This is a genomic window from Limnohabitans sp. INBF002 (genome assembly GCF_027924905.1).
Classification (GTDB): Bacteria; Pseudomonadota; Gammaproteobacteria; order Burkholderiales; family Burkholderiaceae_C; genus Limnohabitans.
On sequence record NZ_AP027055.1, the window covers coordinates 593,004 to 605,128 of the forward strand.

Here is a 12,125-nt window from a genome sequence, read left to right on the forward strand (position 1 = left end):
ACGGTGCGTCGCCTGCTGTGTCGTTCAGGTATGAAAAAAGCCAGCACGTTGGCTGGCTTTTGAGGGGGAGCAGAAAGCGCTTTGGCTTATTCAGCTTGTAAGGCTTTGTGTTTGCGGGACTGGTTGAACTTGCCCCAAACAAACACCAAGACTGCACCGCAAGCGGCTGCTGTCAGATGGAACCAAGAGTTGGCGGCGCTGAAATCGCGCAGCACAGCATCGCTGGCCACAGTTTCACCACCCACCCAGCCAATCAAAGCTGCGCCAAGGGTAATGATGATGGGAAAGCGCTCCATGAGTTTGATCATCAAAGTGCTGCCGAAAATCACCATCGGAATGCTGATAGCCAAGCCGATGATCAACAGCACTTGGTCGCCTTTGGCCGCTGCAGCCACAGCAATGACGTTGTCCAAGCTCATGACCAAGTCGGCGATCAAGATGGTGCGAATAGCGGAAAACAGGCTGCTGTGCTCGCTGCCTTCGCCTTCGTCTTCGTCTTCACCCGCCAAGAGTTGTGCGCCAATCCACAAGAGCAGCGCGCCGCCTACGATTTGCAGATATTCCAAGTTCATCAGCATGGCTGCAACCACGGTCAAGCCGATACGCAGGACCACAGCAGCGCCAGAGCCAAACATGATGGCTTTTTTCTGCTGTTCAGGGGGCAAGCTGCGAGCCGCCAAAGCGATCACGACGGCGTTGTCGCCTGACAAGATGATGTTGATCCAAATAATCAACAGCAGGCCTAGCCAGAAGTCAGTGCTTTGAAGTAGTTCCATATTTTGTTTGCTCCAGACAATGGGGGGGAATGTAGTGTTGCGATCCAATGAGGAGGTCGCTTTTTTTGATCAGCGAGTGTAACTGTGTGCTATCGCACGCCTTGTTGGTATTACTGCTTATGCCAGCCTTGATTGGCTGTACAGATGAAAAAGGCCCGTCGGAGCGGGCCTTTTCAAGTCACCAAGGTGTCTTTAGTGGCTATCTGCTTGACGAGCAGCCGCGACAGCCGCTGAGTCGTCCTTGGACGCGCCGTTGAAGAACAAGTTCAACAACACCGCTGAGATGGAGGCCAACAAGATGCCCGACTCAATCAGTGGGTGCAGGTTGTGCGGCATCCATTGCTTGAAGTTAGGGGCGATCAGCGGAATCATGCCAATGCCGATGGAGATGGCCACGACCAAGCTGTTGAAGCGGTTGTTCTTGAAGTCCACACCGCCCAAGATGCGAATGCCGGTGGCGGCCACCATGCCAAACATCACCAAGCCAGCGCCACCCAACACCACAGTGGGCAAGGACTCCACCAAAGCCGCCATCTTAGGAATCACGCCCAAGACGATGAGAATGATGCCGCCGGCCACGCACACAAAGCGGCTCTTGACGCCTGTCACGGCGACGAGGCCCACGTTTTGCGAGAAGCTGGTGTAGGGGAAGGTGTTGAAGATGCCGCCAATCAGTGTGCCTAAACCATCGGTGCGCAAACCACGGGTGAGCGCGGCGCGGTCCACATGACGGTCGGTCATTTCACCCAAGGCCAAGAACATGCCGGTGGATTCGATCATCACCACAATCATCACCAAGGTCATGGTGAGGATGAGCACGGGGTCAAACACAGGCATGCCGAATTGGAATGGGGTGACGATGCCGAACCACTCGGCCTTGCCCACTTTGTCAAAGTTCATCAAGCCCATGCTGGTGGCGACCACGCCGCCGATGATGATGCCCAAGAGCACCGAGATGTTGGCAATAAAGCCTTTGGCGAATTTGGCAATCATCAAGATCGACACCAATACCAAAGCGGCAATGCCCACGCCAGTCAGGTCGGCGTATTTGGGGTTGGGCAACTTGGCAACCAAGGCCAAATCTTTGGGCACCGCTGGCAAAGTGGAGCCAGGGGCCGAGGCTGCAGCGGCTGCGTCAGCCAGCCACTTGGCGTGCTCGGGATTGACGATGGAAGGTGCTGTGGGGCCGAAGGGGTTGCCAAAAATCCAGTTGATGCCAATGCGCATCAAGCTGATACCGATCACGGCAATGATGGTGCCGGTCACCACAGGTGGGAAGAAGCGCAACAAGCGGCTGACCAGTGGCGCGATCAGGATAGAAATCGCACCCGCGCCCATGATGGCGCCAAAGATGAGCTGCGCCCCTGCGTTGCCCGGGTTGGCTCCGGCCATGGACACCATGGGTGCCACAGCTGCAAACGTCACGCCCATCATCACAGGCAAACGGATCCCAAACCATTGGGTGGCACCCCAAGACTGAATGAGGGTGACCAAGCCGCAGACGAACAAGTCGGCTGAAATGAGCATGGCCACTTGCTCGGGGCTGAGTTTGAGCGCGCGGCCCACGATGAGTGGCACAGCCACAGCGCCTGCATACATGACAAGCACGTGTTGCAAGCCGAGCGCGGCGAGCTTGCCAGTGGGGAGACGTTCATCGACGGGGTGGGTGGATTGGGTCATCGGTTTTCCTTGAGGATTTTTCGCATACAAAACTGTATACAAAATTGCCTTGAGTTGTTTTACGGAGAAACCCTATTTTTGGTCTTCTTTACTTTGCTGGTTTGGTCTGTGCTTGGCTGGGCTCGCTGTAGGCGGAGGCAGTGGGCAGGTTCCTCATGCTGGGGTACCAGAAATCGTCACCTGCCCACTGCCTCCACCTACAGACTGCGGCTAGCAATTTTTCTATTAGGACTGTGGGTGCTCAAATGTTTGCGCGTTGGCTGATGGGTTTCAGCTCAACGAGATGAGTTCGAGTGAGGTATCTCAACTCAAAACAGTTGTGCAGTTTGGGTGCGGCGGTCGACGATTTCTGGTACTCCAGCATGAGGAGGCCGCCGTGCCCAAGCTGCGCAACCCCCTCCGGAGCGAAACCCTACTAAAGAGGCTCAGCTCAACAAATCCAACAAAGTGCGCGCCACTACCTTGGTAGCCCGACGCACATCTTCCAACATCACGCGCTCATCGTTGCGCTTGGCGTGGCTTTCCAGCACCGTGCGTGGCCCCGCGCCGTAGATGACACCCGGAATGCCTTGCGCCACATACAAGCGCACATCGGTGTACAGCGGCGTGCCTACAGCGGGGATGGGCTCGCCAAACAATTCGCCACCGTGTTTTTGAATGGCGTCCACCAAAGGCTTGTTGCCAGCCAGCGGCACCATGGCCTTGGCGAGCAAGAGGCGTTTGATGTCGACCTTGAGTTGCTTGCCACCACGGGGTGGGCTGAAAGAAGCCGCCGCGTCTTCGATGGTTTTGCGAATAGACGCTTCCACTTCAACAGGGTTCTCTTCGGGAATCATGCGACGGTCGAGTTTGAACACCACCTTGCCCGGTACGACGTTGGTGTTGGTGCCACCGCTGATTTGGCCCACGTTCAGGTAAGGGTGGGTGATGCCTTCAATTTTGGAGGTCGTATTTTTGTAGCCCTCATTGAGCGCGTGCAAGGCGTTCAAGATGTGCACCGCGCCTTGCAGCGCGTCGGTGCCGCTGTCGGGGATGGCGGCGTGGGCCATTTCGCCTTGCACGGTGACTTCCATTTGCAAGCAGCCGTTGTGGGCGGTCACCACTTGGTAGCTGAAGCCTGCCGCAATCATCAAGTCGGGTTTGGTCAGGCCGTGTGACAGCAACCAGCCTGGGCCTTTTTCGCCGCCGAACTCTTCGTCGTAGGTGAAGTGCAGTTCAACGCCGCCACGCAGCTGCACCAGCGGCTGCCCGCCTGGTTCTTGAGGCAAGCCCAACGACTCCAGTGCGCGTGTGGCAAAGGTGAAGGTTGAAAAGTCGCTCTTGCTCACCGCAGTGGCGCGGCCATACATCGCACCGTTTTCAATCTCAGCGCCGTAGGGCTTGTGCGTCCAGCCTTCGCCAGGGGGCACCACGTCGCCGTGGGCGTTGAGCGCAATGGTTTTGCCGCCATCGGCAAACTTACGACGCACGATGAGGTTGGTGATGCTTTCCAACCCGTAGGCTTTAACTTCGTCGCTGGGGACGGCGTGCTTTTCTGCCTCGTAGCCAAAGGTGTGCAGCAACTCAGCGGTGCGCTCGGCGTGCGGTGCGTTGTTGCCGGGCGGGGTGTCGGTGGGGACTTGCACCAAGGCTTGCAAGAACTTCACTTGCTCGTCAAAGTGCGCGTCAATCCAGGCGTCGAGTTGGGCGTATGGGGTTTGGCTCATGGGGTGTCTCTGGTTGTTGTTATTGGTTATGTGCAGGCTTTAAGCGTGCGTGTTGTGCAGCAAGTGCATGAAGGCGTCGATGGCCAGTTGCATGTCGTCGCTGGTGGTGCTCTCCAGCGGGTTGTGGCTGATGCCGGCGTTTTGGCCGCGCACAAACAGCATGGCTTGCGGCATGACTTCATGCAGCTTCATCGCGTCGTGGCCCGCGCCGCTGGGCAGGTGGAACACGGGTACGCCCAAGCTTTGCACGGCCTGTTCCCACGCGGCTTGCAGCTTGGCGTCGCTGGGGGCTGCGCTGGCGCGCATGGTTTCTTCGAGGGTGTAGTGCAAGCCGCGGCGCTCGCAAATGGCTTTGAGTTCGGCGAGCACGTCGCTCATCAATGCATCGCGCATGGCGTCGGTTGTGGCGCGTAGGTCCAGGCTGAATTGGCAGCGGCCGGGCACCACGTTGATGGAGCCGTTGGGGACGGTCAGCATGCCGATGGTGCCTACACATGCCGAAGTTGGGTTCTTCGCTGTGTCGGCAGAGACGGCGTTTAATTCTGCTGCACGTTTTTCCACAAACAAAGCCAGCTCGGCCACGGCAGTGGCGGCGTCGCGGCGGCGGTCCATCGGCGTGGTGCCTGCGTGGCTGGCCATGCCGACTACTTCGCCCACAAAGCGCACGCTGCCGTTGATGGAGGTGACCACGCCCAGTGGAATGTCGAGTTCGTTCAGCACAGGGCCTTGTTCGATGTGGACTTCCACAAAGCCCAAATACTCAGCTGCGTTGCGGGTGAGTTGAGGAATGTCTTCAACCTTCAAGCCCGCTTGTTTCATGGCTTGGCGCATGGTGACGCCGTCGGCATCTTGTTGGTCCAGCCACTCGTGTTTGAAGTCGCCCACCAACGCGCCAGAGCCGAGGAATGTGGCTTTGTAGCGTTGGCCTTCTTCTTCGGCAAAGGCCACCACTTCGAGGTTGAAGGGCAAACGCTTGCCCGCGCGGGCCAGTTCGCGTACGCAGGCCATGGGCACGAAGATGCCGAGGCGGCCGTCGTATTTGCCGCCGTTGCGCACGGTGTCGTAGTGCGAGCCGGTCATCAAAGTTTTGGCGTTGTGTGATGTTGCTTTGTAAACACCCACCACGTTGCCCACGGCGTCAACGCGCACATCGTCAAAGCCGCAGGCCTTCATGCCCAGCTCAATCGTGCGGGCGCATTTGAGGTGCGCGTCGGTCAGGTAAGTGACGGTGAGTTCTTCGCGTGCAGCGTGTAGCGCATGTTTGTTCACCACGCCAGCATCGCTGAATTGGGCCAGCCATTCGTGCCAGTCCCACACCTCGTGGCCCAACGCGGGCTCGTAGCCAAGTTTGTCGTTGAGGCGAATCTCCACGATGCGGTGGATGTTGCGCAAGCACTCGGCCAGTTCGTAGTCGGGGTGGTTGTGCAGGCGGCGCTCAAAGGTGCTGATGATTTGCTGCTTGTTGAGGCCAGAGCCACGCGGGCCACGCACAGCCAAGATGAACGGGAAACCAAACTTGGCGTTGTAGCTGGCGTTGAGCTGTTGGATGTGCGCAAACTCTTCCGGCGTGCAATGGGTCAGGCCCGCTTTGGTTTGCTCGTTGGTGGATTCAGCGGTGAGGCTTTTGCTTACCATCGCTTTGCCAGCCAACTCAGGGTGGGCGCGCACCAAGGCGAGCTGCGGCGCGCGGCCTGCTTTTTCCAGTGTCTTCACCATCGCGTGCTTGAGCGCAGCGGCGGATGCAAAAGGGCGGGCGTCGAGAGCTTGCTCGGCAATCCAATCGGAGTGTTCGTACAAACCGGTCAGCAGGGCTGCCGCCTCGGCGCGGGGCAGGGTGTTGATTTGGTTCAGCGTGATGGTGCTCATGTCGGTGTCCTGCTGTTTAGTTGCCGCTGTAGGGATGCACTTGTTTCCAATGGCGCGCAATGTCGATGCGACGAGCGACCCACACGCGGTCGTGTTTGGCGATGTGGTCTAAGAACTTTTGCAGTGCCACGATGCGGCCGGGCTTGCCCAGCAAGCGGCAGTGCATGCCGATGCTCATCATCTTGGGAGCTTCGTCACCTTCGGCATACAGCGCATCAAAGCTGTCGCGCAAGTACACAAAAAAATCTTCTGCTTGGCTAAAGCCTTGGGGCAGCGCAAAGCGCATGTCGTTGCAGTCCAGCGTGTAGGGCACCACGAGTTGGGGCGCCACCTCGCCATTGGATTTTTTGACCTTCATCCAAAAGGGAAGGTCTTCGCCGTAGTAGTCGCTGTCGTATTCAAAGCCACCGTGGTCGGCCACGAGGCGGCGGGTGTTGGGGCTGTCGCGGCCGGTGTACCAACCTGCACCATGAATGCTGTTGCCGTGTGTTGTGCTTGTGAGGCGCTCGATGATCTCAACGCCTTTGCGCATGTGCTCACGTTCGATGGCTTCATCGGTGGTTTGGTAGTTGATCCAGCGGTAGCCGTGGCAGGCAATTTCGTGGCCCAGTTCCACAAACGCAGCGGTGAGTTCGGGGTGGCGCTCCAGCGCCATGCTCACGCCAAACACGGTGAGGGGCAGGCCGCGTTTTTCAAACTCACGCAAGATCCGCCACACGCCCACGCGTGAGCCGTATTCGTAAATACCTTCCATGCTCAGGTGACGGTCAGGGAAGCTGGGCGGGTTGAACATCTCGCTCAAAAACATTTCGCTGCCTGCGTCGCCATGCACCGTGGCGTTCTCGCCGCCTTCTTCGTAGTTCAATACAAACTGCACCGCGATGCGGGCTTGGTTGGGCCATTGCGCGTGCGGCACTTGGCGGCCATAGCCCACCAAATCGCGGGGGTAGGCGGCGGTGCTGTCGTAGGTGGCGTTGGGGTTTGACATGCGATTTCTCCTTAGGCCAGCGCCATGGCGATGTCGTTGCTCGGCACTTTGCGGTCGAGGGCCAAGCCTTCTTCCACGTTGCGCAAGTGCTCGTCCATCAGCTTGACGGCCAAGTCTTCGTCTTTGGCGGCGATGGCTTTCAAGATTTCGGCATGCTCGTCGGCCGAGTGTTCGGCAGCATTGCTGCTCTGGTACATCAAGGTAATCAGGGCGCAGCGTGAAATCAACTCGCTCAGAATTTGCGCCAACACTTGGTTGCCCATCAACTCAGCCATGCGCACGTGAAAGTCGCCCAGTAAATCGGTGCGGCCCGGCACATCGCCCCGGCTAACCGCAGCCTTTTCTTCGGCCACGTGTTCTTTCAGTGCTTTGATTTGCCCGGGTGTCACGTGGCGTACAAAGCTGCGGGTCATCTCCGCTTCAATCATGCGTCGCACGGCAAACACTTGACGGGCTTCATCGGAAGAGGGCGTGGCCACAAACGCACCCCGTGCAGGCTCCATGCGGATGAGGCGTTTTTGCACCAGCTGGAACAGCGCTTGGCGAATGAGGGTGCGGGACACGCCAAAGTGGTCGGCCAGTTTTTGCTCGGCCAGTTTGGTGCCGGGGTGCAGACGGTGCTCCACAATGGCTTTGGTGAGGGCGTCCACAATGCTGCGGGTGGCGGTTGAGCTGTCCATTTGAGGTCTCCGGCAAATTCACGTGAGCCCATGATAGACCCAAATGCAAAAATTGTATACACTTTCAGTCGACCAAGTCGGTCGCCAACCATTTTCGGAGTATTTCATGGGATTGAGCACACATGTTTTAGACACCATGCACGGCGGCCCTGCAGCCGGTATGAAAGTGTCGCTGTTCACCACCACCGATGACGGCCAAGCCACCTTGGTCAAGTCGTTCACCCTGAACCACGATGGCCGCAATCCTGACGGCCTGCTCTACGACAACGACAGCCTCAAAAAAGGCACGTACCGCTTGGTGTTTGACGTGAAGGGCTACTTTGCCGCTAAGAAGGTTGAATTGCCTGAGCCCAATTTTTTGAACCTGGTCAGCTTGGACTTTGGCGTGGCGTACACGGACCAGCACTACCACGTGCCCTTGTTGGTCAGCCCTTGGAGCTACTCGACCTACCGCGGGTCTTAAGTTTTTTTTGTATACGAAGCGGCATACCTGCTGCAGATTTGGGGTGCAAGTCACTAAAATCTAGGTTCTTTCCCAGATTCCCACACCCCACACCATGACCCAAGTCACCAACACCGTGCGCTTTGTGCTCGACGGCCAGATCGTCGAAGCCCAAGGTGCCCGTCGCACCACCACCGTTCTTGATTACTTGCGTGAGCAGCTCCACCGCACCGGCACCAAAGAAGGTTGCGCCGAGGGCGACTGTGGCGCCTGCGTGGTGATGGTGGGTGAACTCAATGCCGCTGGCACAGGCGTGGACTATGTGGCCACCAACGCGTGTATCCAGTTGCTGCCCTCGTTGGATGGCAAATCTCTCAAGACCGTCGAGAGCTTGAAGAAGGCCGATGGCACGATGCACCCCGTGCAAGATGAGATGGTGAAGTGCCATGGCTCGCAGTGCGGCTTTTGCACTCCGGGCATCGTGATGAGCTTGGTGAACTTGGTGCAAACCAACACCTCACCCGTGCGCAAAGAAATCACCGATGCCCTGAGCGGCAACTTGTGCCGCTGCACAGGCTACGCGCCCATCATTGATGCGACTGCCAAGGCGTGCGAAAAGAAAGCAGCTTTGAAAGTGGACGACAGCGCTGACTTGCCGCTGCTCAAAGAAATCAAGCGTGCCAGCACACCGACCATGAGCTTGGAAGGCGACATCATCGTCCAGCCCGTGGTGCGCACCAAGAAGGGCAACGAGTTTGTGTCACCGGCCACGTTGGCGGAAGTGGCTGACTATTTGGTCAAACACCCCACCACCACCTTGCTCGCTGGCAGCACCGAAATTGGTTTGCAAGTGAACAAGCAGTTCGCACGTCCTGACCACATCATGTACTTGGGCAACGTCAAAGAACTGCGCCAAGTGGCTGAGACCGACAAGGTCTGGCGCATTGGCGCGGCTGTATCGCTCACGCAAGTCGAAGCACTGATCGCCAAGGCTTACCCCGACTTTGCCGAAGTGCTGCGCCGCTTTGGCTCGCCCCCCATCCGTTCCACCGCCACCTTGGCGGGCAACATCGCCAACGGTTCACCCATTGGCGACTCCATGCCTTGCTTGCTGGCGCTGGGTGCCAACCTGGTGCTGCGCCGTGGCGAGAAGACCCGCAACGTGTTGCTGGACAACTTCTACACCGGCATGAAGAAAAACGTGCTCGAGGCGGGTGAGTTCATCGAAGCCGTTGAGTTGCCTAAGCCGGTGGCCGGCCAGGTGTTCCGCGCCCACAAGGTGAGCAAGCGTTTTGAGCAAGACATTTCGGCCACTTGCGCAGCCATCAGCTACACCCTCAACGGTGGCAAGCTGAGCGGCGTGAAACTGGCCTACAACGGCCTGAGCCCATTCCCAGCGCGTGCGCCCCAACTCGAAGCCGTGCTGGAAGGCAAAACACCTGCCGATGTGAAAGCGGCTGATCTGGATGCCGCCATTGCCGCGAGCTTCACCGCCCGCGACGGCCTGCGTGCCACTTGGGCTTACCGCGCTTTGGTGGCCCGCAACCTGGCTCTGGAATTCATTGAAGAACAAACGAAAGAGGTGGCTTGAATGAACGCGCCAACCGCACACAAAAACCTGTTGCCCGCATCGGGCGTTCAGCAAGGCACCGATGTGGTCCATGAATCCGCGCACCTGCACGTGACCGGCACCGCCACCTACATCGACGACATCCCTGAGCACGCGGGCACTTTGTACGCCGCACTCATCTTGTCGCCCGTGGCGCATGGCGAGTTGATTGGCGACGGCATTGACCGCGCTGCCATCCTCAAAGAGCACGGTGTGGTGGCGGTCTACACCGCCAAAGACATTCCCGGCGAAAACAACTGCGGCCCCATCATTCACGATGACCCGTTCTTGGCTGCGGGCAAGGTCGAGTTCATCGGCCAAGCCGTGGCTGTGGTCGTGGCGCGCAACATGCTCTACGCCCGCGAAGCCGCGCACAAAGCCAAGGTGCTGGTGAAAGAACTCAAGCCCATCTTGACGGTGGAAGAGGCCATGGAAGCCAACAGCTTCATCATGCCCGCCAAAGGCATCACGCGTGGTGACGCAGCAGCAGCCATCGCCAGCGCACCGCACAAAATCAAGGGCACGACCCGCACCGGCCAGCAAGAGCAGTTTTATCTGGAAGGCCAGATCACTTACGCGGTGCCCAAGGAAGACGGCCAGCTCACGCTTTACGTATCGACCCAGCATCCCGACGGCAACCAGCGCGAAGCCGCGCACGCCCTGAACCTGCACACCAACGACGTCGAAGTGATTTGCCGTCGCATGGGGGGTGGCTTTGGTGGCAAAGAAGGCAACGCCAGCATCTTCAGCCAAAGCGCCGCCTTGGCCGCGCACAAGCTGGGCAAGCCCGTCAAGCTGCGTGTGAACCGCGACGACGACATGACCATCACCGGCAAGCGCCACGATTTCCGCATCGATTACGAAGTGGGTTTTGACGACAACGGCCGTGTGCTGGGTGCCGACATCACGCTCATGTCGCGCTGCGGTTACAGCACCGACTACTCCGGCCCGGTGAACGACCGCGCTTGCCTGCACATCGACAACAGCTACCACATCGCTGCTTTGAAGCTGGTGAGCCACCGCTGCAAGACCAACACGCAAAGCGCCACCGCTTTCCGTGGTTTCGGCGGCCCACAGGGCATGTTCGGCATCGAGACGGTGATGGACGAAATTGCGATGACTTTGGGCAAAGACCCCTTGGAAGTGCGCAAGCTCAACCTCTACAAAGACCCGGCCATCAGCGGCACGCCCGACACGATGACCACCCAATACAACCAGCTCATTGAAGACTGGGTGGGTGACAAGGTGATCGATCAGGTCGAGCAGGAATCCAAATACGCCGAACGCCGCGCAGCAGTGCAAGCCTTCAACGCCAAGAGCAAAACCCGCAAGCGCGGTTTGTCGCTTGTGCCTTTGAAGTTCGGTATCAGCTTCACGGCCACCCACTTGAACCAAGGCGGCGCGTTGTTGGTGGTGTACATGGACGGCTCGGTGAGCTGCAACCACGGTGGCACCGAAATGGGCCAGGGCCTGAACACCAAGATGGCGCAGGTGTGTGCAGATGGTTTGGGCATCAGCGTGGACCATGTGCGCATCACCGCCACCGACTCGCAAAAAGTGCCCAACGCTTCGGCCACCTCGGCTTCGAGCGGTGCCGACATCAACGGCGCGGCCATCATGAACGCCACCGCTCAAATGCGCGAGCGCTTGAAGCCTGTGGCCGCCCGCATGCTGGGCTGCGCTGACGCTGATGTGACTTTTGCCAACAACGAACTGCACGGCGGTGGCAAATCCGTCAAGTGGGCCGACGTGACCAAGCAAGCGTGGCTCGACCGCGTTGGCTTGAGCGTCACCGGTTTCTACATGACGCCCGAAATCAAATACGACTTCACCACCTTGAACGGCCGCGCTTTCTATTACTACTGCTACGGCGCTGCTGTGAGCGAAGTGGAAATCGACACCCGCACCGGCGAGTGGTGGCTCAAGGCCGTGGACATCGTGCACGACGTGGGCCGCAGCATCAACCCTGCATTGGACAAAGGCCAGATCGAAGGCGCGTATGTGCAAGGCATGGGCTGGCTCACCATGGAAGAGTGCATTTGGGACAAGAAGGGCAAGCTGCTCACGCACGGCCCCAGCACCTACAAGATCCCGGTGGCGGGCGACATCCCTGAACACTTCAATGTGTCCTTGTTCGACAACGCGAACTTGAAGCCCACGCCTTTCAACAGCAAGGCCACGGGCGAGCCCCCCTTGATGTTGGGCTTGTCCGCCTTCTTCGCCTTGCGCGATGCGGTGGCGGCCAGCGCTGACCACAAAGCCGTGGTCTACATGGACGCGCCTGCAACGCCTGAGCGCATCTTGATGGCCTGCGAAGCGGTGAAGGCGAAAGCGGCAACGGCTTAACCGCTGTTTCGTTTCACGCTCATTGCGTCCTC

The 12,125-nt window shown here is 58.7% G+C and carries 9 protein-coding genes; 3 read left to right on the forward strand and 6 right to left on the reverse strand.

What is annotated here, in order from left to right; genetic code table 11:
* Positions 1-86: 86 nt before the first annotated feature.
* The 6 genes from QMG15_RS03000 to QMG15_RS03025 form a co-directional block, all read right to left on the reverse strand.
* Positions 87-776: a TerC family protein gene (locus QMG15_RS03000; RefSeq protein ID WP_281789434.1), complete on the reverse strand. Its 690-nt coding sequence runs from the start codon at positions 774-776 to the stop codon at positions 87-89.
* A gap of 192 nt (positions 777-968) precedes the next feature.
* Complete coding sequence (locus QMG15_RS03005; RefSeq protein ID WP_281789435.1) at positions 969-2,456, reverse strand: nucleobase:cation symporter-2 family protein; 1,488 nt, start codon at positions 2,454-2,456, stop codon at positions 969-971.
* 425 nt (positions 2,457-2,881) lie between these two features.
* Positions 2,882-4,162, reverse strand: a complete 1,281-nt coding sequence (locus QMG15_RS03010; protein WP_281789436.1) for a M20/M25/M40 family metallo-hydrolase — start codon at positions 4,160-4,162, stop codon at positions 2,882-2,884.
* 39 nt (positions 4,163-4,201) lie between these two features.
* Positions 4,202-6,028, reverse strand: a complete 1,827-nt coding sequence (uraD, locus tag QMG15_RS03015) for a 2-oxo-4-hydroxy-4-carboxy-5-ureidoimidazoline decarboxylase (RefSeq protein WP_281789437.1) — start codon at positions 6,026-6,028, stop codon at positions 4,202-4,204.
* A gap of 16 nt (positions 6,029-6,044) precedes the next feature.
* A complete protein-coding gene (gene puuE, locus QMG15_RS03020; RefSeq protein ID WP_281789438.1) occupies positions 6,045-7,016 on the reverse strand; it encodes an allantoinase PuuE in 972 nt (323 codons plus the stop codon).
* A gap of 11 nt (positions 7,017-7,027) precedes the next feature.
* The gene (locus QMG15_RS03025; RefSeq protein WP_281789439.1) at positions 7,028-7,696 is read right to left on the reverse strand and encodes a GntR family transcriptional regulator; all 669 of its coding nucleotides are present in this window, start codon (positions 7,694-7,696) and stop codon (positions 7,028-7,030) included.
* Between the two features lie 106 nt (positions 7,697-7,802).
* Here QMG15_RS03025 and uraH point away from each other — a divergent pair, with 106 nt between their 5' ends.
* The 3 genes from uraH (at position 7,803) to xdhB (ending at position 12,093) form a co-directional block, all read left to right on the forward strand.
* On the forward strand, positions 7,803-8,159 hold the full coding sequence (uraH, locus tag QMG15_RS03030; protein WP_281789440.1) for a hydroxyisourate hydrolase: 357 nt from the start codon (positions 7,803-7,805) through the stop codon (positions 8,157-8,159).
* Between the two features lie 94 nt (positions 8,160-8,253).
* Positions 8,254-9,729: a xanthine dehydrogenase small subunit gene (xdhA, locus tag QMG15_RS03035; RefSeq protein WP_281789441.1), complete on the forward strand. Its 1,476-nt coding sequence runs from the start codon at positions 8,254-8,256 to the stop codon at positions 9,727-9,729.
* Positions 9,730-12,093, forward strand: a complete 2,364-nt coding sequence (xdhB, locus tag QMG15_RS03040) for a xanthine dehydrogenase molybdopterin binding subunit (protein WP_281789442.1) — start codon at positions 9,730-9,732, stop codon at positions 12,091-12,093. It begins immediately after the preceding gene.
* The last annotated feature ends 32 nt before the right edge of the window (positions 12,094-12,125 follow it).

Bases quoted from the DNA above. Each gene is read 5' to 3' on its own strand.
- QMG15_RS03005 (WP_281789435.1), bottom strand. From the start codon at position 2,456: ATGACCCAATCCACCCACCCCGTCGATGAACGTCTCCCCACTGGCAAG.
- uraH (WP_281789440.1), top strand. From the start codon at position 7,803: ATGGGATTGAGCACACATGTTTTAGACACCATGCACGGCGGCCCTGCA.
- xdhB (WP_281789442.1), top strand. From the start codon at position 9,730: ATGAACGCGCCAACCGCACACAAAAACCTGTTGCCCGCATCGGGCGTT.
- QMG15_RS03025 (WP_281789439.1), bottom strand. From the start codon at position 7,696: ATGGACAGCTCAACCGCCACCCGCAGCATTGTGGACGCCCTCACCAAA.
- xdhA (WP_281789441.1), top strand. From the start codon at position 8,254: ATGACCCAAGTCACCAACACCGTGCGCTTTGTGCTCGACGGCCAGATC.
- QMG15_RS03010 (WP_281789436.1), bottom strand. From the start codon at position 4,162: ATGAGCCAAACCCCATACGCCCAACTCGACGCCTGGATTGACGCGCAC.
- puuE (WP_281789438.1), bottom strand. From the start codon at position 7,016: ATGTCAAACCCCAACGCCACCTACGACAGCACCGCCGCCTACCCCCGC.
- QMG15_RS03000 (WP_281789434.1), bottom strand. From the start codon at position 776: ATGGAACTACTTCAAAGCACTGACTTCTGGCTAGGCCTGCTGTTGATT.
- uraD (WP_281789437.1), bottom strand. From the start codon at position 6,028: ATGAGCACCATCACGCTGAACCAAATCAACACCCTGCCCCGCGCCGAG.